The 24,220-nt window shown below is 32.9% G+C and carries 19 protein-coding genes; 18 read left to right on the top strand and 1 reads right to left on the bottom strand.

Annotated elements, in window-relative coordinates; translation table 11 throughout:
• The 11 genes from nuoL (at position 1) to rplT (ending at position 12,311) form a co-directional block, all read left to right on the top strand.
• A complete protein-coding gene (gene nuoL / locus GFV00_RS05180) occupies positions 1–1,893 on the top strand; it encodes an NADH-quinone oxidoreductase subunit L (RefSeq protein WP_160556955.1) in 1,893 nt (630 codons plus the stop codon).
• A gap of 27 nt (positions 1,894–1,920) precedes the next feature.
• Positions 1,921–3,393 (top strand): NuoM family protein, encoded by a 1,473-nt coding sequence (locus GFV00_RS05175; RefSeq protein WP_160556956.1) that lies wholly within the window; start codon positions 1,921–1,923, stop codon positions 3,391–3,393.
• Between the two features lie 415 nt (positions 3,394–3,808).
• Positions 3,809–4,834: a Holliday junction branch migration DNA helicase RuvB gene (gene ruvB / locus GFV00_RS05170; RefSeq protein ID WP_105296746.1), complete on the top strand. Its 1,026-nt coding sequence runs from the start codon at positions 3,809–3,811 to the stop codon at positions 4,832–4,834.
• Between the two features lies 1 nt (position 4,835).
• Positions 4,836–5,168: a multidrug efflux SMR transporter gene (locus tag GFV00_RS05165; protein ID WP_105296745.1), complete on the top strand. Its 333-nt coding sequence runs from the start codon at positions 4,836–4,838 to the stop codon at positions 5,166–5,168.
• Between the two features lie 18 nt (positions 5,169–5,186).
• Complete coding sequence (locus GFV00_RS05160; protein WP_160556957.1) at positions 5,187–6,521, top strand: dihydroorotase; 1,335 nt, start codon at positions 5,187–5,189, stop codon at positions 6,519–6,521.
• 45 nt (positions 6,522–6,566) lie between these two features.
• Entirely contained in the window at positions 6,567–7,049 is a 483-nt protein-coding gene (gene ybaK, locus GFV00_RS05155; protein WP_160556958.1) for a Cys-tRNA(Pro) deacylase, read from the top strand.
• A 187-nt stretch (positions 7,050–7,236) separates the two neighbouring features.
• Positions 7,237–9,159: a threonine--tRNA ligase gene (thrS, locus tag GFV00_RS05150; RefSeq protein WP_160556959.1), complete on the top strand. Its 1,923-nt coding sequence runs from the start codon at positions 7,237–7,239 to the stop codon at positions 9,157–9,159.
• A gap of 48 nt (positions 9,160–9,207) precedes the next feature.
• Entirely contained in the window at positions 9,208–9,726 is a 519-nt protein-coding gene (gene infC, locus GFV00_RS05145) for a translation initiation factor IF-3 (protein ID WP_255410571.1), read from the top strand.
• A 44-nt stretch (positions 9,727–9,770) separates the two neighbouring features.
• Entirely contained in the window at positions 9,771–11,579 is a 1,809-nt protein-coding gene (locus tag GFV00_RS05140) for a hypothetical protein (protein WP_160556960.1), read from the top strand.
• A gap of 64 nt (positions 11,580–11,643) precedes the next feature.
• Positions 11,644–11,841 (top strand): 50S ribosomal protein L35, encoded by a 198-nt coding sequence (gene rpmI / locus GFV00_RS05135; RefSeq protein WP_105296740.1) that lies wholly within the window; start codon positions 11,644–11,646, stop codon positions 11,839–11,841.
• 122 nt (positions 11,842–11,963) lie between these two features.
• Entirely contained in the window at positions 11,964–12,311 is a 348-nt protein-coding gene (gene rplT, locus GFV00_RS05130) for a 50S ribosomal protein L20 (RefSeq protein ID WP_160556961.1), read from the top strand.
• A 123-nt stretch (positions 12,312–12,434) separates the two neighbouring features.
• Here rplT and dnaB read toward each other — a convergent pair whose 3' ends face one another.
• Positions 12,435–13,991, bottom strand: coding sequence for a replicative DNA helicase (gene dnaB / locus GFV00_RS05125; protein WP_160556962.1), 1,557 nt, complete (start codon positions 13,989–13,991; stop codon positions 12,435–12,437).
• A 320-nt stretch (positions 13,992–14,311) separates the two neighbouring features.
• Here dnaB and GFV00_RS05120 point away from each other — a divergent pair, with 320 nt between their 5' ends.
• The 7 genes from GFV00_RS05120 to GFV00_RS05090 all read left to right on the top strand — a co-directional run bounded on the left by GFV00_RS05120 (position 14,312) and on the right by GFV00_RS05090 (position 24,164).
• A complete protein-coding gene (locus GFV00_RS05120; RefSeq protein WP_160556963.1) occupies positions 14,312–15,442 on the top strand; it encodes a DNA polymerase III subunit delta' in 1,131 nt (376 codons plus the stop codon).
• 259 nt (positions 15,443–15,701) lie between these two features.
• Positions 15,702–17,024, top strand: a complete 1,323-nt coding sequence (locus tag GFV00_RS05115; protein WP_160556964.1) for a c-type cytochrome — start codon at positions 15,702–15,704, stop codon at positions 17,022–17,024.
• 26 nt (positions 17,025–17,050) lie between these two features.
• On the top strand, positions 17,051–20,242 hold the full coding sequence (locus GFV00_RS05110) for a TAT-variant-translocated molybdopterin oxidoreductase (protein WP_160556965.1): 3,192 nt from the start codon (positions 17,051–17,053) through the stop codon (positions 20,240–20,242).
• Between the two features lie 19 nt (positions 20,243–20,261).
• Entirely contained in the window at positions 20,262–21,662 is a 1,401-nt protein-coding gene (gene nrfD / locus GFV00_RS05105; RefSeq protein WP_160557295.1) for an NrfD/PsrC family molybdoenzyme membrane anchor subunit, read from the top strand.
• A complete protein-coding gene (locus tag GFV00_RS05100) occupies positions 21,649–22,191 on the top strand; it encodes a DUF3341 domain-containing protein (protein ID WP_160541743.1) in 543 nt (180 codons plus the stop codon). Before nrfD ends, GFV00_RS05100 begins: the two co-directional genes overlap by 14 nt.
• Positions 22,175–22,816, top strand: a complete 642-nt coding sequence (locus GFV00_RS05095; protein ID WP_105296733.1) for a cytochrome c — start codon at positions 22,175–22,177, stop codon at positions 22,814–22,816. The genes GFV00_RS05100 and GFV00_RS05095 overlap by 17 nt, the downstream gene beginning before the upstream one ends.
• A 7-nt stretch (positions 22,817–22,823) precedes the next feature.
• Positions 22,824–24,164 (top strand): quinol:cytochrome C oxidoreductase, encoded by a 1,341-nt coding sequence (locus tag GFV00_RS05090; RefSeq protein ID WP_160556966.1) that lies wholly within the window; start codon positions 22,824–22,826, stop codon positions 24,162–24,164.
• Positions 24,165–24,220: the final 56 nt, after the last annotated feature.

Raw genomic sequence — 24,220 nt, 5'->3', positions numbered from 1 at the left:
ATGGAGAATATAATATATTTAATACCAATTTTACCACTTATAGGATTTATTATTTGTGGAATTTTTGGAAGAAAAATGCCTAAAACGGCAGTAGGAACAATTGCTAATCTTGCTGTTTGGATACCTTTTTTTCTATCCGTATATTTATTTTGCACGTTTACAGAACCCGTTAAAGCATCCCTGTTTAATTGGTTTGCAGTTGACACTTTAAAAGTTAACTTTTCCTTTCAAATAGATCAATTATCCTTAGTGATGATGATGATTGTTACAGGAATCGGATCTTTAATTCATCTGTATTCCATTGGATATATGCATGAAGATAAAGGCTTTTATAAATTCTTTTCTTATTTAAATCTCTTTATATTTTCCATGCTCTTGCTAGTAATGGGAAGTAATTTCTTAATACTATTTATAGGATGGGAAGGAGTAGGATTTTGTTCCTATTTACTTATTGGCTTTTGGTATACCAATAAAGAATATGGATATGCTGCCAGAAAAGCATTTGTAATGAATAGAATAGGAGACTTAGGGCTCTTAATAGGAATATTCATGTTATTTTATTACTTTGGAAGTGTAGAATACTCCGACATAGCAGCCAAAGCCCATTTATTTAAATTAAATGACCCTATATTAATTACAGCTACTGTATTTCTATTCATAGGAGCTATGGGTAAATCTGCTCAAATACCACTTTATACATGGTTACCTGATGCGATGGCAGGGCCTACACCGGTTTCTGCATTAATTCACGCCGCTACCATGGTAACAGCAGGTATTTATATGATTATCAGATCCAATGCCATTTATAGTTTAGTGCCGATTACTCTAGACTTTATAATGTATATTGGTTTAGCAACTTCTATACTCGCAGCTTTCATCGGATTAAGACAGAACGATATAAAGAAAGTGTTGGCTTATTCAACAGTTTCACAACTGGGACTAATGTTTACAGCTTTAGGAGCAGAAGCTTACACTACTGCTTTATTCCATGTAATCACTCACGCATTCTTTAAAGCATTATTATTTTTAGGAGCGGGTAGTGTTATTCATGCGATGAGTGGAGAACAAGATATGAGATACATGGGAGGATTAAGAAAAAAAATCCCGGTAACTTATTGGACATTCCTAATTGGAACGTTAGCTATTTGCGGAATACCACCTTTAGCAGGGATGTTCTCTAAAGACGAAATTTTAGTAGCACTTTGGACTAAAAACAAAATTATTTGGGGACTTACCTTGTTCTCAGCTGCTTTAACCTGTATATATATGTTTCGCTTACTATTCCTTACATTCTTTGGAGATTTCAAAGGTACTGAGGAGCAAAAGAAACATTTGCATGAAAGTCCGGCTATAATGACCATTCCTTTATTGGTTTTAGCTTTATTAACCGTTGTTGGCGGAGGAATAAACTTACCTTATTATTTAGGAGAAGGAATTTCTCAAAAATTGTCGCATTGGTTGCATCCTATTTATGTAGGTTTACCTATACATCAAGAACCTTCTTTAGGTACTGAAATGATGTTACTAGGAATAACTTTAGCTGTGATAGCTTTGGTAGCCCTTGTTACCTACAACAAATATGTTACACGAAAAGTACAGGCAACTATTGTAGAAAACATGACCGGATGGGAAAAATTTTCAGCACATGCTGCTTATATCAATGAATTTTATAATGAAGTCATTGTAAATCCGGTTTTAAACTTAGGAAAATTTCTGAAAAATATAGTTGATAAATATATAGTAAACGGAATAGTAGAAGGAACAGCAAAAACAGTTAAGGGATGCGGAAGTGTCCTTAGACTAATACAAAACGGAAATGTAGAATTTTATGTATTTGCAATGTCCTTGGGAATATTCATATTATTATTAGTTGCAGAATTTTTAAGTCATTAATTAAAATACAAAAAGTAAAAAGATATAATGTTAACTTTAGCAGTACTACTTTTACCAATCATTGGATCAGGCTTATTATTTGCCTTAAAAGGGAATATTTCAAAATATATAGCATTTATAATTGCAATATCCGAATTGGTATTAACCGCTATTATATGGTGTAATTTCAAAGCAGATTCAGGAATTCAGTTTGAATTTGGAAAAGAGTTGTATTTTTCACCGATTAAATCTACGTTACATTTCGGAGTTGACGGATTAACTGTTCTAATGCTTCTATTAACCAATGTATTAACGCCAATTATACTCTATTCATCATGGAACGATGAACGCCCTTCCGGCTTTTATGCATTAATTTTATTAATGCAATTTGGATTAGTGGGTATTTTCTCCTCCTTAGATGGTTTAATGTTTTATATATTTTGGGAAGTAACATTAATTCCTATTTGGTTTATATGCGGAATTTTTGGAACAGGTGAAAACAGATTGAAAATAAACTATAAATTTTTTATTTATACTTTTTTTGGATCTTTATTTATGCTTGTTGCACTAATATATGTTTACTTGCAAGCGGGATCATTTGACTTAAATGCCTTATATGCAGTTAAAATTCCTGCACAAGCACAAACATTCATTTTTTGGATGTTTTTCTTAGCATTTGCAATCAAATTACCCATATTTCCTTTCCACACTTGGCAAGCAGATACCTACACAATGGCTCCTACACAAGGCTCCATGTTATTATCCGGTATCATGCTTAAAATGGGAGTATTTGGAATCATCAGATATTTATTACCTCTTTCACCTGAAGCTGTAGGGGGAACTTCCGGTTCCATAGCCTTAATTTTATCAATTATTGGAATTGTATATGCATCTTTAATCGCTATCGTTCAAAAAGATATTAAGAGACTTATTGCTTTCTCTTCAATGGCACACGTGGGACTTATTGCTGCCGGTATATTTGCAAGTGCAATCGTATCCATGCATTGCGGTATTGATAGTACCGGTATTGAAGGAGCCTCAATTCAAATGTTGGCACACGGAGTTAATGTAGTTGGTTTATTTTATGTAGCGGATGTATTAATTAAAAAATTCGGTACAAGAGATTTAAGTAAAATGGGAGGATTAGCATCTAAAGCTCCATTTTTAGCTGTTTTATTTATGATAATCTCTGTTGGAACTATGGCTGTTCCGTTAACCAATGCATTTATAGGTGAATTCCTTTTATTGAAAAGTATTTTTACATTAAGCATTTGGGGAGCAATTATAGCCGGATTAACCTTAATCTTATGTGCCGTTTATATTACCAAAATGTACGGAATGTCAATGTTTGGTAAAGGAAATCAAGAATTTTTAGAAGGTCAGAAAGATATTAATTTACAAACTAAATTAGGATTGATCGTATTAGCGGCTTTAATTATAGTTTGTGGAATTTATCCTCAACCCCTATTATCATTATCTTCAGAAACGGCTCAACACATAGTATCTCTTTTAGTTAAATAAGTTACTTGATCAATAAGTAACAATTTTTCTAATAGTTGTAATTTTCGGGTTAGATTAAAAAATTTAAACATTTTGAAATTAGGCAGATACTGATATGGTATCAACTCATTTCAATTGATAATTTTACTAGGTAAATGAGTGGTAAATGTGAAAATTTGGAAAAAGACTATTCCAAGAAATAAATCATTTATTATTCATATCAATTGTTGTTGAAATTTATCTTCTTTTTATTATTTACAAAATTATTTAGCTGATAAAAGCTTAAAATGTTTTTTTATTTCCAATTTCTAATCTAAAATTAGAGATTAAGAAACTACCATCTTTAAGAAAAGGAAGAAAACAATTCAAAAATTGTAAATAATAATTTTAAAGTTGTATACTTTTTATATTTCTCCAGAAGTTTTAAATTTACAAAATGTCAGATTTATTAGATCCGGATAAGAATAAATATTCAAAAGAAGATATCGCTCAAGAAGAGCAGGTACGTCCTAAAAGTTTTTACGAATTTGTAGGTCAATCTCATATTATGGATAATCTGGAGATTTTTGTAAAGGCTGCCAAATTAAGACGCGAATCTTTGGATCATGTATTACTACACGGTCCTCCGGGGCTAGGTAAAACTACTTTAGCTAATATCATTGCAAATGAATTAAATGTTGGAATAAAAATCACTTCAGGGCCTGTATTAGATAAGCCCGGTGATCTGGCAGGTTTATTGACCGGATTGGAAGAAAATGATGTACTGTTTATTGATGAAATCCATAGACTTTCTCCCATAGTTGAAGAATACTTGTATTCAGCCATGGAAGATTATAAAATAGACATAATGATTGAAAGCGGGCCAAATGCTCGATCAGTTCAAATCAATTTAAATCCTTTTACGTTAATTGGAGCTACAACCCGCTCAGGATTGTTAACAGCTCCGCTTAGGGCGCGTTTTGGAATTAACTTTAGATTTGAATACTATCACACAGAATTATTAAGCAGTATTGTGGAAAGAAGTTCGCGCATAATGAATATGCCGATAGATACGCAGGCTGCTATAGAAATAGCTTCCCGTAGCAGAGGAACTCCGCGTATTGCCAATGCGTTGCTACGAAGAATCAGAGATTTTGCGCAAATTAAAGGTAATGGAAAGATAGATCTTACCATTTCTGAAATTGGTTTAGAAGCGTTAAAAGTAGACAAACACGGTCTAGATGAAATGGATAACAAGATTTTAAGTACCATTATTGATAAATTTAAAGGAGGACCGGTAGGATTAACAACTATAGCAACAGCAGTAGGAGAAAATCCGGGAACTTTAGAAGAAGTATATGAACCTTTTTTAATTCAAGAAGGCTATCTTATGCGTACACCCAGAGGTAGAGAAGCAACTGAAAAAGCCTATAAACATTTAGGCAAAATAAAAATGCCGGGTAATCAATCTGAACTATTTTAATATGAAATCCTATATCTATTTATTTATAGCTATATGCTTAGAGACGGCGGGGACTTCTTTACTTCCGATGACTAAAGAATTTACCAAATGGAAACCAACAGTCCTTTTTTTTGCTCTCTTTTTTGCAGCTTTATATAGCCTGACTAAAGCCATTAGAGTCATACCAATCGGGATAGCCTATGCTATTTGGTCAGGAATAGGAATTGTATTAATAAGTCTTTCAGGCTATTTTTTATACAAACAAAAATTAGATATTCCGGCTATTATTGGAATCGTATTTATCATCATAGGCGTACTTATTATAAACCTATTTTCCAAAACAGCAGGACATTAACTTCAAATAAATAAACAAATGATACTTATTGAAAACGCTACAATTATAAATGAAGGACAATCGTTTATAGGATCGGTTTTACTGGAAAAAGATATCATTTCCGAAATATACAGAGGCGAGGTTCCTGCTGAAATTAGTGCTCAATCAACGAAAATAAATGCAGAAGGTTTATGGCTGATTCCCGGAGTTATTGATGACCAAGTACATTTCAGAGAACCGGGATTAACCAATAAAGGAGATATTCATAGTGAAAGCCGTGCTGCTCTAGCCGGTGGAGTAACTTCTTATATGGAAATGCCTAATACCAATCCACAGACCACAACAATTGAAGCTTTGGAAAATAAGTTTGCCCTTGCTTCACAAAAATCGTATGCGAACTATTCTTTTTACCTTGGAGCGACCAATGATAATAGAGAAGAATTAATGAAAGTTAATCCCAAGAAGGTTTGCGGAATAAAAATATTTATGGGTTCATCCACAGGGAATATGCTGGTTGACAATAAAAAAGCCCTGGAGACTATTTTTTCTGAGGTTGATATGCTGATTGCGGTTCATTGCGAAAAAGAAGAAATTATAAGGAAAAATATCGAAAAATATAAAGCTATTTATGGCGAATATATACCGATTCCTTGTCATCCTTTAATTAGAAGCGTAGAAGCTTGCTATCAATCCTCATTTGACGCAATTGAATTAGCCCATAAATATGGAACACGTCTTCATGTTTTACATATATCCACAGAAAAAGAATTGAGTTTATTTGAAAATAAACCATTAGAAGAAAAGAAAGTTACCGGAGAAGCTTGTGTACACCATTTGTGGTTTACTGATGAGGATTATGAAAAATTAGGATCCAAAATAAAATGGAATCCTGCAGTAAAAACAAAAAAAGACCGAGATTCTATACTTAAAGCAGTTGTAGAAGATCGGTTAGACGTTATCGCAACTGATCACGCTCCTCACTTATTGAGTGAAAAAGAAGGCGGATGCTTGCAAGCTGCCTCAGGAGGTCCTTTAGTACAACATTCTTTAGTGATGATGTTAGAATTGGTTAAACAAGGGAAAATTACCAAAGAAAAAGTTATTACTAAAATGTGTCATGCCCCGGCTCAACTGTATCAGATTAAAAAAAGAGGCTATATACGTAAAGGATATTATGCAGATTTAGTTTTGATTAATCCTGATAAGCCATATACAGTATCACATGAGAACATTCTTTACAAATGTCGATGGTCACCGTTAGAAAATATAACTTTTAGTTCATCCGTTGAAAAAACTTTTTTGAACGGAAAATTGGCTTACAGTGAAGGAGAAGTAAAAGAAGTAAGAGGAATGGCATTAGAATTTGAAAGATAAATTGTATAAAAAATTAAGTCAAGAATTAAAGTCTGAAATATTTGCATGAGTAAGCAGAAAATACATAAAACGAATGCGGCCAGACTACTAGATTTACATAAAATTACATATGATCTTATTCCCTATGAAGTAGATGAAAATGATTTAAGCGCCATACATGTAGCAGAGACTTTAGGGGAAAATATAAATCAGGTTTTTAAAACCTTGGTATTAGAAGGGGATAAAAATGGTTATTTTGTTTGTGTAATTCCCGGAAATGAAGAAATTAATTTAAAGCAGATAGCATTACTATCCGGCAATAAAAAATGCGACTTAATTCCGATGAAAAATCTAATAGGATTAACGGGCTATATCAGAGGAGCATGCTCACCCATAGGCATGAAAAAATTATTTCCAACCTATATAGAAGAATCCTGCTTGAATTTCGATTCCATTTACATTAGTGCAGGACAAAGAGGATTACAAATTCAATTAAATCCACAAGATTTAATTAAACTCCTTCAAGCAAAAATTTTTAAAAACAGTTGAATAAAATCAATAAATATTTTTTGTGTTCATAAAAAACAAAAAAAGGTTATAGTATAAAGATAACAATTTCGTAAAGAGATAATTACAATCCAAGAATAAATAAAAAATTATTTTCGATATATTTAAAAAACGCAATAATTTCATTTATAAAACTTTCGTAAATTTGTATCCTAAAAATTTTAGAAGAATGATAAAAATTACTCTTCCTGATGGAAGTGTGAAAGAATTTGAAAATTCCGTAACACCGTTGGACATTGCCAAATCCATATCTGAAGGTTTGGCTAGAAATACAATTTCTGCAATAGTAAATGGTAAACAAGTTGAAATTACCGATCCTATTACGGAGGATGCAACGGTACAATTATTAACATGGAATGATGATTTAGGTAAGAAAGCGTTTTGGCATTCTTCTGCCCACTTATTGGCACAGGCGATAATGGAGTATTATCCAAATGCCAAATTAACTATTGGTCCGGCCATTGAAAACGGATTTTATTACGATGTTGATTTTGGAGATGAAGTTTTTTCAGAAAAAGATTTTGAAAAAATTGAAAAGAAAATGTTGGAAAATGCCAAAAAAGACTCAACGTTCGCAATCCGTTCTGTTTCTAAAAATGATGCATTAGAAGCCTATAAAGATAATCCGTTTAAAACTGAATTAATTGAAAATTTAGAAGATGGATCGATCACATTTGTAACACACGATAATTTTACCGATTTGTGTAGAGGTGGACATATTCCTTCTACCGGAATAATTAAAGCCGTAAAAGTATTAAATGCAGCAGGAGCTTATTGGAGAGGCGACGAAAAAAATAAACAGTTGGTTCGTGTCTATGGAATTTCTTTTCCAAAACAAAAAGAATTAACTGAATACTTAGAAAGAATAGAAGAAGCAAAAAAGCGTGATCATAGAAAATTAGGAAAAGAGCTTCAATTATTTACTTTTTCCGAAAAAGTAGGAGCAGGATTACCTTTATGGTTACCAAAAGGTGCAAAACTAAGACAAAAACTTATTGACTTTTTAGGAGCGGCACAGCGAAAAGCAGGATATGAAATTGTAGCAACCCCTCATATCGGGCATAAAGATTTGTATGTTACCAGCGGACATTACGAAAAATACGGAGCAGATAGCTTCCAACCTATAAAAACACCTAATGCGGGTGAAGAATTTTTATTAAAACCGATGAATTGTCCACACCACTGTGAAATTTATCGATCTTCCCCTTGGTCGTATAAAGATTTACCGAAACGATTCGCAGAATTTGGAACCGTTTATAGATATGAGCAAAGTGGAGAGTTGCATGGACTTACCCGTGTTAGAGGATTCACTCAGGATGACGCCCATATCTTTTGTACTCCGGATCAATTGATCGGGGAATTTGAAAATGTAATAGATCTCGTATTATATACATTTAAATCATTAGGATTTAACGAATTTACAGCCCAAGTTTCATTACGAGATAAAGAAAATAAAGGAAAATACATTGGAAGTGATGAAAATTGGGAGAAAGCTGAAAATGCGATTAAACAAGCAGCTGAAAAGAAAGGATTGCAGACAGTTGTTGAATATGGCGAAGCAGCTTTTTACGGACCAAAGCTCGATTTTATGGTTAAAGATGCCTTAGGTAGAAATTGGCAATTAGGTACTATTCAAGTAGACTATAATTTGCCTGAAAGGTTTGATCTTTATTACATAGGAGCAGATAATGAAAAACATCGTCCTGTAATGATACATAGAGCGCCTTTCGGTTCTTTGGAACGCTTTGTAGCCATTCTGTTAGAGCACACTGCCGGAGATTTACCTTTATGGTTAAGTCCTGAACCGTTTATTATACTTCCTATTAGTGAAAAGTATGTAGATTATGCAAAAAAAGTTTTGGATTTAATGGAAAATTCGGATATTTGCGGACGAATAGACGATCGTAACGAAAAGACAGGTAAAAAGATACGAGATGCAGAGATCAATAAAATTCCTTACATGTTTGTAGTAGGAGAGAAGGAAGCTTCCTCCGATACTGTGTCGATTCGTAAACGTGGAGAAGGAGATTTAGGTACTTTTTCTTTAGAAGAAGTAGTAACGATGATGAAAAAAGCAACAAATAATCAATAAAATTTAAATACCATAGCACTTAACAGAAATAATTCAAGAGGGAAGTATATCCCAAAGAAGCAAGAGCCAGAACACAAAATTAACGGAAAAATTGATGTTCCGGAAGTTCGTTTAGTAGGAGATAATGTTACTCAAGGAATCTATCCTATAAAAGAAGCATTAGCTATTGCCGAAGATTTAGAGTTGGATTTGGTAATGATCACAGAAAGTGCAAATCCACCTGTTTGTAGAGTTGTTGATTATAAAAAATTCCTGTACGAACAGAAAAAGAAGCAAAAAGAACTCAAATCTAAGCAAACCAAAGTAGTGGTTAAAGAAATTCGTTTTGGACCACAAACCGACGAACATGATTTCGAATTTAAAAAGAAACATGCTCAAAAATTTTTGGAAGAAGGTTCTAAACTAAAAGCTTACGTTTTCTTTAAAGGGCGTTCCATTGTTTTTAAAGACCAAGGACAAATTTTATTATTAAGATTAGCGCAAGAATTAGAAGAATGGGGTAAAGTAGAGCAAATGCCAAAGCTCGAAGGGAAAAGAATGATTATGATGATGTCTCCCAAAAAATAGGATAAGAAATGAATAACTTTTAATTTAAAAATTAAATCGTTTATGTGAAAAGATTTTTATTTTTATTATTAATATCTCTATTCATTTTACATTGTTACTATTATTACCCGTATCTGTCAGATGATAGTTTGATTTCCTTACGATACACTGATCGTTTTTTACAAGGTAAAGGATTAACATGGAATGATAATGAAAGACCTGTTGAAGGATATTCTAATTTATCATGGATACTATTAATATCTATTTTAGGTAAATTAGGATTTAACTTAATTTTATCCCTAAGGTTAGCAGGTCTTATCTGTAGTATTAGTGTACTTTATATCATTTATTTATATTATAAAGATAAAGATTTTAATGCTCTTTTTGTAGGTTTATCATTTCTTATTTGTACCTCTGCATTCGCTACTTGGACAATAGCCGGTTTAGAACAGCCCCTATACACTTTGTCTATTTGCTTAATGATTTATTCTGTCTTTAAAATTATTGATTTATATAATTTTAGAAAATATAATTGGTTACTTTCTATTTCCTTAGCTGTTTTAGTTATATCAAGACCCGATGGGGTTTTATTTTCAGTTATAACTTCTTTTTTTTTCTTTTTTTTCTTACTATATCAAAAAAGACCGTATAAATTTATAATTGCTTTTCTGATAAAAATCCTCTCCTTACCTATAATTTTTTACGTTATTCAATTACTATTTAGGTTAAATTATTATGGAGAATGGTTACCAAATACCGCTTTTGTTAAAGCTAAAGTTACCTTATATACAATTTGGATTGGATTAATATATTCAGCTAGAGCTTTTATAAATACTTTGCCTATTTCAATAATAGGTATACTATTTATTATATATTTTTCAATTGTTAAAAAGAACAGTAAATTCATCTATCTTTTAGCTGTGATGGGTAGTTGGGTAGTATATGTAACCTTGGTTGGAGGTGATATATTCCCGGCATTCAGGCATTTTGTTCTAGTTTATGTAATTTTAACTTATGCTTTAATAGAAGGATTTATAAAATGTAAATTTAAATTTTTTAAAACAAAATATTTTTTAGCAATATTTACTTTTATATGTATCCCTTGCTATTTATATCTGCAAATTAATTACTCTAGCAATAAAATTGTTAAACATGAAAAATGGGAATGGGATGGTTTACTATTAGGAGAATTTTTGAAAAGAGGTTTTTATAAACAACAGCCTTTGTTAGGAGTTACAGCCGCCGGATGTATACCCTATTCATCAAATTTGCCTTGTTTGGATATGTTAGGTTTAAATGATTATTATATCGCTAGACACCCACCCAAAGATTATGCTAAAGGAGGGTATATTGGTCATGAATTAGGGGATGTAAATTATATTTTGAAACGTAATTCTGATATACTAATATTTACAGTAGGACAATCAACTCCTAGCTTTAGAATAGGAGAAGAACTTAAAAAAAATAATGAATTTTTAAGAAAATATAAGCCTGTTCTTTTCACCATCAATGATTCTTATAATCCCACATTATTCATGAATAAATATGGGGATAAATTGGGGATACGTGAATATGATAAATTTATAACAATACCGGGGTATCTTTTGGGAGATTCAAAGAATAATGTAGTAGCATTAGATAAAAAAGATAATAAGTTTAAAACTAAAATATTATTTAACAAGACTGCTACAATAACTTTAAATTCTAAAAATAAAAAGTGGAGAATTTATTCAATCAATAATCAAAAGCCCGATCTTAATAATATAAAAATTACTCTAACTAGTAATTTTAAAAATGATAGTATCACTATTAACCTTACCTCATTAGTTAAAGAAATTGATATTGATGAAATAAAATTAGCATATGATAAATGATTTGTTTATTTTTTGAAAAATATCTAATTTTGTAGCATTGATAACGAGGTAAATAAATAAGAAAATGCCAAAATTAAAAACAAAATCAGGTGCTAAAAAGCGTTTTTCAATTACCGGATCTGGTAAAATTAAAAGAAAACATGCATTTAAAAGCCACATTTTAACTAAAAAAAGCACAAAACGTAAACGTAATCTGACGTATTCTACTTTAGTAGATATCGCAGATGAAAAAAGCGTTAAAAGACAATTATTAATTAAGTAAGAGAGAATATCTTTTGAAAGATATTCCGGTTTTTTAAAAATCATTTAAAAGTTTAACCCTGGATTGGGTAAAAGAAGAGAAGATAAAAAATACTTCCACCCACTTCAAAAAAACAAAAAAGTATGCCAAGATCAGTCAATTCAGTAGCGTCAAGAGCGCGCAGAAAAAGAGTCCTAAAATTAGCTAAAGGCTATTACGGGAGAAGAAAAAATGTTTGGACGGTAGCGAAAAATGCTGTTGAAAAAGGTTTGCAATATGCCTATGTAGGTAGAAAGCAAAAGAAAAGAAATTTCAGAGCTTTATGGATACAGAGAATTAACGCAGGTGTCAGACAATACGGTCTTTCTTATTCTAAATTTATAGGTTTACTAAAAGAAAATAATATAGATTTAAATAGAAAGGTTCTTGCAGATTTAGCTATGAACCATCCAGAAGCTTTTAAAGCGGTTGTGGATACTGTAAAAAAATAAATTTAATAATATTTTCGTTATCATAATAAAAACACTCACTATATAGTGAGTGTTTTTTATTTTTATTATACTTGATTTAAATGCTTAATATACGCAGAAGATTCACAAGATGCAGCCAAAGTTTTAAAAAGGCATATCAGAATCCTGATCATCAATAGTATCATCAATTCCAAACGAATCGCTAGGATTAATAGATGGAATATTTATGGAACTGTCAAATGAAGTTTCATCATTGATTTTACTTTCAAAAGTGGTAGAACTTATACTTTCCTGTACGGAAAAATAATCTTCATCGATGTCCGAAAATTTAGCCTGAGAACTTGTAAAACGCAATCGAACATCTTCGAGAGCACCGTTTCTATGCTTTGCAATAATAAATTCTGCTTGACCTGTACAAGGTGTTCCGTCTTCCCAAGTATCTAATTTGTAATATTCCGGTCGATATATAAAGGTTACAATATCGGCATCCTGTTCAATAGCCCCCGATTCCCTTAAGTCCGAAAGTAAAGGTTTTTTACTTCCTCCGCGAGTTTCCACAGAACGGGATAACTGCGAAAGTGCTATAACAGGTATTTCAAGCTCTTTGGCAATAGCTTTTAGTGAACGAGAAATCGTAGCAATCTCTTGCTCCCTATTTCCTATACCTTTTCCTCCTGCCGACATTAATTGGAGGTAATCGATCATAATCATTTTTACTCCATGCTGTGAAACAAGTCTACGAGCCTTAGCTCTCAAATCGAAAACAGAAATCCCGGGAGAATCATCTATAAATATCGGCGCATTTTCCAATTTATTAACTCGGGAATAAAGTTGTTGCCACTCTAATTCGGATAAATTGGCTTTTCTCAACTTTTCAGATTCAATTCCGGTTTCACTGGATATCATACGCATCATCAACTGTTCTGCGGACATTTCTAATGAAAATACACCGATCGGAGTTTCTGCCCCTATGGCAATATTTCTGGCCATGGAAAGAATAAAAGCCGTTTTACCCATTCCGGGTCTTGCTGCAATAATTATAAGATCCGAAGGTTGCCAACCGGCAGTAATTTTATCCACATGCTTAAATCCTGAAGGGATACCGCTCATTCCTTGTTTAGATTCTAAAGATTTAATCTTTTTTAAAGCATTGGAAACTAAATTTTTAGCTTCATTGAAAGTTCGTTTCAAAGTACCATTGGTAATTTCATATAACTGACTTTCAGAATAATCCAACAAATCGAAAACATCTGAAGTTTCATCATACGATTTTTCAATCATATTAGATGATATTTCGATGAGTTTCCTTAGTATATATTTTTCAAGAATAATTCTTGAATGGTATTCAATGTGAGCCGAAGAAGATATTTTGTTGGAAAGTTGAATCAAATAAAAATCGCCTCCTGCAGCCTCCAAATTACCCTGAGATCGTAATTTATTGGATATAGTAAGAATATCAATAGGGTCTGTTTGCTTAAAAAGATCTTCAATGGCTTCATATATTAGTTGGTGCTCTCTTTTATAAAATACTTCGGGAGATAAAATATCTATAATTTCATCTAACCCTTTTTTATCGATCATCATGGCACCTAGTACAGCTTCTTCTAAATCAATAGCTTGAGGGGGAAGCTTTCCTTTTTCTAAGTTAATGATTTTGTTGGATTTAGGAATTTTATTGTATTTAGATTCTAGTTGTTCCATATCAGTTTCAAAAATATGCAAAATTATAAGGTAGACCTATCTTTTTTCTAAACAATTTTTTAGAAGTCAGATGTAACGTTTAATAAACTATTGCAATAATTATTCATATATGTAAATTCATCTAAACAACTTATGAACAATTTTGAGATATGCTGTCTTTTATTCATTTTAGTAAATAATGGAAACGATTTTCGGCTATCGATTGTCAGTCTATATAAAACTAAATTTATTAAGCCTAAGATAAAAAAGTAAACCTACCAAGTGATTCAATTATTATATAAAAGTAAGTGAATTAGAAAAGTTGATCTATCTTTGTTTACATGAAATGGGATGAAATAATAGGTCAGCAAAATTTAAAAAAGCAATTGCAAAATTCAATTAAGGAAGATAGAATTAGCCATGCGCAACTGTATATAGGAAAACCGGGTTACGGAGTTTTACCGCTTGCACTTACCTATGCTTCAGAAGTTATTTGCAAACAATCTGAAAAATGTTTATTACAGATTAATCAATTGCAACATCCCGATTTGCATTTATCTTTTCCTACCATTAATAATTCAACAGAAAAAAAAGAAGCCATAAGCTCTGACTACATTAAACAGTTTAGGGAGTTTATTATCGAAGATCCTTATAGGGATATAAACCAATGGTATGCATATATTAATGAAGATAAAAAACAAGGGATCATCTCTGTTAAAGAAATAGAAAATATAATTGATAACCTAAACTTAAAAAGTTTTGAAGGAGGATATAAAGTTCAAATAGTTTGGATGGTAGAAACTATGAGAGTAGAAGCTGCCAATAAATTACTTAAAATATTGGAAGAACCGCCTGCTAAAACTTTGTTTATACTCATTGCTGAAGATGATAAAAAAATTCTTCCAACCATATTGTCTCGTTGTCAAAAAATAACTGTTAATGCTTTGGAAAACAATGAAATATCCGATCATTTACAAAATAGGTTTTCCTTAGACAAAGAAACGGCCGATATTTTAGCAAAAAGAGCTGAAGGCGATTGGGATGTAGCTTGTAAACTAATAAAAAACAATACTTTACAAGAAGAATTCGAGAAATATTTTATTCGATGGAACCGTGCAGCGGTCATGGCTCCTAAAAAACCACAATTTTTAAGAGAAATAGTAGATTGGTCTTTAGAAATATCTGCTTGGGGTAGAGAAAAACAAAAGAATTTCTTACAATTTTGTGCCGAAACTTTTAGACAAGCCTTACTTCAAAATTACGAATCATCAAGCTTAGTAAATAATCCATTAACATATGAAAACTTTAAATGGGATAATTTTAGTCATTTTGTTCACGGGAAAAATATAGAAGATATTTTAGAAGAAATTAATAACGCATTTTTTCATATTGAAAGAAATGGAAGTGCTAAAATCATTTTTTTAGATATGGGTATTAAATTAACACGATTTTTGGCTAGAAAAAATGAGTAAATTTTGCCGTATAAGATAAAAAAAACTGTTTTTTCATCTGGTTTTTAGAAAGGTTATTTGCGTGTATTTCAATTTAATAAGCTGTTTAACAGCTAGATAAAAGCGATCGTTATTTAGAATAATTACAAATTAACAAAAACTAAAAGATATGTTAAAAAAAACATTTGGCAATATAGAGCATATTTTTATTTTTGCATAAGTCGCTTTTAATGGGACAATTATATTATAAATAAGTTTCATTCAATTGAAATCAATTATTATGAATAAAATTATAGCAGTCTGTATGCTGACTCTCTTTACAAGTGTTTCTGTTTTAGCGCAGAAAGTAAATGGAGATGTAAAGAATGGAGAGAAATTATTCAAAGACAATTGTACCGCTTGTCACGCGTTAGACCGAAAACTTACAGGACCTGCACTAAAAGGAATTGTAACAAAATTAACTGAAGAAGGCGCTGATGTAGAATGGATCCAAAAATGGATCATGAATAATGAAGCCTTAAGAAAAAGTGGAGATAAGCGTGCGAATAAAATCTTCGAAGAGAACAATCAAATTGCTATGGATGTTTTCGAAGGCAGATTATCAGTACAAAATATCGATGATATTTTAGCTTATCTTGAAAATCCACCGGCTCTACCGGAAGAAGCTGCTCCCGCCGTAGTTGAAAAGAAAACATCAAATGATCTAAACTATATTTTACTTTCCTTTGCCTCAATAGGGGTAATATTGATTTTTACCTTACTGAAAATCAATAAACTAGTAAAACTAAAAACTTCTAGCGCTGAATTATCAGAACTTGAATCTACAAGAATTAGAACTTTTTCACAATTTTATGTACAATACAAAGGGGTCTTGTATGGATTGGTAACTTTACTATTGGCTTTATCTTTTTACGGAGTATGGGCTTGGTTGATGGGAATAGGAGTCGATAAAGGTTATGAACCGGATCAACCTATTTATTTTTCACATAAAATTCATGCAGGAGAAAATAAAATCAATTGTCAATTGTGTCATTCCGGAGCAAAATATGGTAAAGTTTCCGAAATTCCTTCTCTAAGTGTATGTATGAATTGTCATAGAAATATCAGCGAATATACCGGCAAATATATCGAACCGGGCAAATCTAAAGAATTCTATACTGCTGAAATTAAGAAAATTTATGACTATATTGGTTGGGATGAAGAAAACCAAAAATACACAGGTAAACAAAAACCGGTGAAATGGGAAAGAATTCATAATATGCCGGATTTCGTATATTTTAATCACTCACAACACGTAGTGGCAGGAGAAAAAACAATAATAGCCGATTTCAATAAAAAGAACCCGAATCATCAAATTGACGTGGTATGTAAAGCCTGTCATGGTTCCATAGATACCATGAATGTTGTAAGAATGGCGAATGATTTCACAATGGGATGGTGTGTAGATTGCCACCGTACCACAGAAGTCGATATGACCAATGGATATAATGCAGCTTACTTCAATAAACTTCATGAAAAATTGAAGAAAGAATATGGAGAAGATAAATCTAAAATAACGGTAGATGCCATAGGAGGTTTAGAATGCGGTAAATGTCATTATTAATTAATTAAAATCATCAGAAGATCATTATGGCTTCAAAAGATAAAATAAAATTTAGGAGTTTAGAAGAATTACAAGATCCTTCACTACCAGAGAAATTAGCAGCAAATGAATTTGTAGAAGAGCTTCCTATCGATGAATTTTTAGGAGATGATCAAGCAATGTATTCTACAAAAACTTCTCGAAGAGATTTCTTAAAATTCTTAGGTTTTGGAACAGCAGCTGTAACTTTAGCAGCCTGTGAAGCTCCAATTATTAAATCGGTACCTTATGTGGTTAAACCCGAAGGTATCATTCCGGGAGTACCCAGTTATTACGCCTCAACTCTTTACAATGGATTTGACATTGCCAGTGTTTTAGTTAAAACAAGGGAAGGAAGACCCATTAAAATTGAAAGTAATAAAAATGCTGCCTTTTTTGGTGAAAGCACAGCCAGAAGTCAAGCATCTGTTCTTTCATTATATGACAATAACAGAGCTAAAGCACCTAAACTGAATGGATCTGAAACCGATTGGAAATCATTAGATGAATATGTAAATAAAGAATTACAGGCAGCTAAGGTTTCGGGTAAAAAGATTGTAATTTTAACACCATCTTTTCCTTCTCCCTCCACTAAAAAAATCATTGAAGATTTTACAACCATATACCCAAGCACAGAACATGTCGTTTACGATGCGATTTCCTATTCACCGGCGTTAGATGCTGCTGAAGAGGTTTATGGAGTAAGAGCTTTACCATTATATGATCTAACTAAAGTTGAATTATTGGTTTCTTTTGGTGCTGATTTTTTGAATGATTGGAATGGAGGACATTTTGAGGCAGATTATGCCAAAGCCAAAACCCCGGGGAAAACTATGCTTAAGCATATTCAAATTGAATCCAATTTAAGTTTATCAGGGGCTAGTTCCGATGAAAGAATGCCGTTAAAACCTTCGGAAGTTCAAAAATTATTGGGTGAAGTGTATAAAGCATTGGATGGAACTTCTTCCAATCCTACTGCTCAAAAAATAGCTAAAGAACTCATAATAAAAGGTTCAAAAGCGGTTGTATTTGCGGAAGGCGATAAATCAGCCTATGTGATAGCCAATCTGATAAATCAAAAATTAAATTCATTAGCAGTTAGAAAAGATAAAGTATTATTGACTAAAGAATCCAATGATGCTCGTTTTTTGGAATTACTATCTTGGTTGTCAACCGGACAAGTAGGAGTATTACTTAACTTTAATACTAATCCGATTTATTCATATTCAGAGGGAGAAAAACTGAAAGATTTATTTAAAAAGGTAAATTGTTCTGTATCTCTTTCAGAATATGAAAATGAAACAGCTTCTATATGTAAGGCCATTGCACCGGTTCCTCATTGGTTAGAATCATGGGGAGATTTAAATCCGGCAACAGGGGTTTACTTATTATCACAACCAACCATCCAAAGAATTTTTGATACTCGTCAATTTCAAGATTCATTATTGGTTTGGAGAAATGCAGGATTACAAACAAATGCGGTTAAAGAAAATACCACAGTTGCTCCCGTTGGTTCGACTCCATCGGTTGATTCTTTAGCTACTCAATCTAAAAAAGATACGGTTCAAAATGCAACCACTCCGTTTAATTCTACCTATACTACTACAGCAACGCCCCAGCAAACCAATGCTTATTATAATTATTTAAAACAATATTGGCAAACGCAGTTAGGAACTAAATTAGGTTATAGTTTTAATCAGGCTTTATATAATGGATACAATGAAACATCCGAAATTACAGAATTAAATGTAATCGGAGGAAATGCGGAACAGGCATTATCTAACTTAGCAGTTATTAAAGCGGGAACTTTTGAATTAAACTTATATCTTAAAACAGCTATTGGAGACGGAGTTCAAGCGAATAATCCTTGGTTGCAAGAGTTGCCGGACCCTATCTCTCGTCTAGCATGGGATAACTATATTACAATTTCATTAGAAGATGCTAAACAATTAGGAATTAAGAATGAGACCAATGGCAGAATGCAATTGGATGGTTCCTTAGTAGATTTAACGGTTAATGGAAAAGTAATAAAAAGTGTTCCGGCATTAATTCAGCCGGGACAAGCTAAAGGATCGATTGGATTAGCCTTAGGATACGGTCAATCAAAATCAGGAAAAGTAGGTCAAACCGGAATAAATGCCTATCCTTTTTATCTTAACTCTAATTTAATTCAATATAATATAACTATTAAACCGACTCAAGGAATGCATGAATTTGCATCAATGCAAATGCAAGGTACCTTGATGGGTAGGTATGAAATAGCAAGAGAAGTTTCCTTAGATACTTTCTTAAACGAGGATCCTAAAGAATGGAATGAGCCGTTAAAAATGGATTCATACGTAGGAGAAGTTCCTATGAATAAAGTAGATCTATGGAGAGATTATGACAGTACAGACGGTCCACATTTTAACCTTTCGGTTGATTTAAATGCATGTACCGGATGTGGTGCTTGTATTATAGCATGTCAAGCCGAAAATAATGTTCCCGTAGTTGGAAAAGAAGAAATAAGGATGTCAAGAGACATGTATTGGTTACGGATAGACAGATATTATTCTTCTAAAAAGCAGATAGAACAAAAAGAAGAAATCTTGGAAAATTTGGATCAAGTTCCTATGTATAAGGAATTAATTGAACCAAATCCAACTAATCCGGATGTAATTTTCCAACCGGTGATGTGTCAACATTGTAATCATGCACCTTGTGAAACTGTTTGCCCGGTAGCGGCTACTTCTCATGGAAAACAAGGACAAAATCATATGGCTTATAATCGATGTGTAGGAACACGTTATTGTGCCAATAACTGTCCGTATAAAGTACGTCGTTTCAATTGGTTCAACTACGCGCTTAACAATAAGTTTGACTATAATATGAATAATGATTTAGGAAGAATGGTATTAAATCCGGATGTCGTTGTTCGTTCCAGAGGAGTCATGGAAAAATGTTCCATGTGTATACAAATGACTCAGGCTACCATTTTAGAGGCTAAAAAACAAGGTAGAAAAGTGGAAGATGGAGAATTTCAGGTAGCATGTTCACTGGCTTGTTCTAGCGGAGCAATTAAATTTGGAGATATTAATGATCCTTCATCAGAAATTGCAAGGCTATCAAAAGATAAAAGGAAATATGTATTGTTAGAAGAAGTAGGAACAAAACCTAATGTATTCTATCAGCACAAAATTAGGAATAGAAAAGAATCATAAAAATTTTAAGAAAGTTACTATGTCAGGACATTACGAAGCACCTATTCGCGAGCCGTTAATTTTAGGGGATAAAACCTATCATGACATTACGGAAGATATAGCCCGTCCTATTGAAACCAAAGCCGGGAAACTTTGGTGGTTTGCTTTTTATATTGCTTTAGTAGCCTTTATCTATGGAGTAGGGTGTATCGCTTATACGATAGGTACCGGAATAGGGGTATGGGGACTAAACAGAACGATAAATTGGGGATGGGATATTACTAATTTCGTTTGGTGGGTAGGAATAGGTCATGCAGGAACATTGATTTCTGCTGTATTATTGCTTTTCCGTCAAAAATGGAGACTTTCCATTAACCGTTCTGCGGAAGCCATGACTATTTTTGCAGTGGTTCAGGCAGCCATGTTCCCATGTATTCATATGGGACGTATATGGTTAGCTTACTTTGTATTTCCTATAACTAACCAGTTTGGAACTTTATGGCCCAATTTCAACTCCCCCTTATTATGGGACGTATTTGCCATCAGTACCTATTTTTCGGTATCTGTGGTTTTTTGGTATATCGGACTAATTCCTGATTTTGCCATGGTTAGAGATCGAGCGGTTAAACCGGTAACTAAAAAGATTTATACTATATTGAGTTTTGGGTGGGGAGGTAAAGCTAAGCATTGGCAACGATTTGAGGAAGTGTCATTAGTTTTGGCAGGTCTTGCAACTCCTTTAGTTTTTTCTGTTCATACCATTGTTTCCTTTGACTTTGCAACTTCAGTTATTAAAGGATGGCATTCAACAGTATATCCGCCGTATTTTGTTGCGGGTGCTATATTTTCCGGTTTTGCTATGGTTCAAACCTTGCTTAGCGTGGTTAGAAAAGTATGTCATTTAGAGGATTATATCACTCAAAAGCATATCGAATATATGAATATTGTAATAGTTGTGACAGGAGGAATGGTAACAGTAGCTTATATTACGGAATTCTTTATCGGATGGTATTCAGGAAGCAGATATGAAGATTTTACTTATTTCTCAGTTGGAGCTGCCACAGGACCGTATTGGTGGGCATTTTGGTTATTAATTCTTTGTAATGTATTAATTCCTGCTTCTCTTTGGATAAAAAAATTAAGAAGAAACTTTCTTTGGACTTTCATTGTTTCCATTGTTATAAATATCGGTATGTGGTTTGAAAGATTTGATATTATTGTTATCAATCTGTCACGGGATTATTTACCAAGTTCATGGACAATGTTCCAACCTTCTTTTGTAGACGTAGGAATATTCATCGGAACGATAGGTTTCTTTTCGGTATTATATCTGTTGTATGCTAGAACTTTCCCGGTTATAGCTCAGGCAGAATTGAAGACAATTATAAAAACATCAAGTGAAGGGTATAAAAAACATCATTTAGAAAATGAGCACCACTAAGACAATTATTTACGGTTTATACGGAGATGATGATCTCCTTATAGATGGGGTTAAGCAACTTCGTGATAGAGGAATTGAAATTAATGAAGTTTATACACCTTTTCCGGTACATGGGTTAGATAAGGCAATGGGATTAAAAGAATCGAGAATGTCTGAATTTGCTTTTTTCTATGGAGCTATGGGGTTAGCTGTTGCTTCTGTGCTTACTTGGTATACGATGAATTATGATTGGCAGCAAAATATAGGGGGAAAACCGAGTTTTACTTGGACAGAAAATATGCCGGCTTTTATTCCAATTATGTTTGAGCTGACAGTATTTTTTGCCGCTCACCTCATGTCCATTACATACCTTATTTTAAACAAGCATTATCCGGGACAAAAAGCTCAAAATCCTGATCCAAGGACTACCGATGATAAATTTTTAGTTGAAATTTCTAATCAAAATTACGACCAAGTAAAGGAAATTTTGATAGCTACAGGTGTTGAGGAAATAACTGTAAAAAAAATTGAAGATGAAAAAAATAACTAAATATATTCTTTTTGCTATAACAGGAAGTTTGTTTATAATTTCTTGTAGTAAGAAAAAACCCAGTTTGGTTTATTTTCCAGATATGTACTATCCGGTAGCTTATGATCCTTATCAAGAGGCAGTAATTGCTTATGGAGAACAAGGAACGACGGTTCCTTTATTTTCAAAGCAAGGAGGAGCAACCGCATTAGCGCCTGTACCCGGAACTATAGCTCAAAATCCAGAAGGAATTCTACCTATGGATTTGCCAAACACCCCTGAAGGATACGATGCTTCTAAAAAAATAACGGTTTCACCGCTAAACCCTTTAAACAAAGATAAGGACTTAGCCAGAGGAAAAGATTTATATATAAAAACATGTTCGGCTTGTCATGGTACAGCCGGAGACGGACAAGGTGATATTGTTCAATCCGGAGCATTTTCGGGAGTACCTAATTATAAGGATAGGGATATAACAGTCGGATCTGTACATTATGTTATGGAACATGGAAGAAATGCCATGGGATCTTATGCGGGGCAACTTTTACCCGGAGATATGTGGAGAGTTGCAGAATATGTAATTAACGAATTTAAACCTTCTGCAACATCAAACTCTGCAGAACAGACACAAACAACAGAACAATAATACAGCTATGAGATATACATTTTCATCAAGTCTTAAATTAACGTCCATAGTATTAATCGTAGTAGGATTGATAGCCTTTGGTATAGGGTATTATCAGAATTCACGTATAGATGAACATGCTGTTAAGGAAATTTTACATCATAATGAAGAATTATCGGGAGCTCAACCCATGAATTCAGTTTATAAAGGAGATGTTGCGCACTCTAAAGAACATATTGAACATGCTGAACATCAAATTCATAACAGACCGTGGTCTGCATTTTTTGTGTCTTTGATGTTATTTTTCGGTATTTCAGCTACTGCCTTGTTTTTTGCTGCTGTCCAACATGCAGGTAATGCCGGTTGGTCTATTGTTGTTATCAGAGTAATGGAAGGTATTGCTTCGTTTTTACCTGTAGGCGGCTTATTAATGGTTGTATTTATTTTTCTTTCATCATATGGTGGTGAACATGGAGGACTGAATCATTTATATCATTGGATGGATCCCTCTTTAACCGATCCTAATTCTTCGCATTTCGATTTACTTATAAAATCTAAGGAACCGTTCTTAAATAGACCGTTTTTTGTTATTAGAACGCTGATTTATGTAGCCGGATGTATTTTCTTTTTATGGAAAATAAAATCTCTGACGAGAAAGCTGGATGAAACTAAAGAAGTTTCCGATTATAAAAAAGTATACAATTGGAGTGTAGGTGCTATTGTTTTCTTTGCTTTGGCATCCGCTTGCTGGGCATGGGATTGGTTAATGTCCATTGATCCTCATTGGTATTCTACTTTATATATGTGGTATGTATTAATCAGCTGTTTGGTTTCTTCCGTTGGAGTGATGTTGATTATTTCCATATATCTGAAAAAGAAAGGTTTTTTACCCGCATTTAATGATAACCATATGCATGATCTTGCTAAATTTTTGTTTGGATTTAGTCTTTTATGGTCTTACCTGTGGTTTGCGCAATTTATGTTGTATTGGTATGCTGATATTCCTGAGGAAACGGTATATTTCTTTGGAAGATACAAGTTATATGGACCTACTTACTTTACCATGTTGATACCAAATTTAGTATTACCGTTTTTGATATTAGTAAGCAGTAAAGTGAAGAGAAATTATGTCATTGTCCCTATTATGGCTTGTGTGGTACTATTCGGACATTATTTAGATATGTTTAATATTATTATGCCGGGAACTGTTGGTGCTTTCTGGGGTATTGGGCTATTAGAAATCGGGGCTTTTATTTTTATGTTGGGACTATTTATATTTACTGTAATGTATTCTATAAGTAAGCTTAATTTAGAAGCTAAAGGTAATCCATACTATCATGAAAGTGAATTATTTGAATATCCTTTCTAATTTTTAAAAATATTTATTATAAAAAAAGCATCTCTTGATAGGGATGCTTTTTATTT

It is taken from the genome of Apibacter sp. B3935, assembly GCF_009827705.1.
In the GTDB taxonomy this organism is placed as follows: Bacteria; Bacteroidota; Bacteroidia; order Flavobacteriales; family Weeksellaceae; genus Apibacter.
Note: the sequence above shows the minus strand (reverse complement) of the source record. Positions and strands in the feature narration are given on the sequence as shown.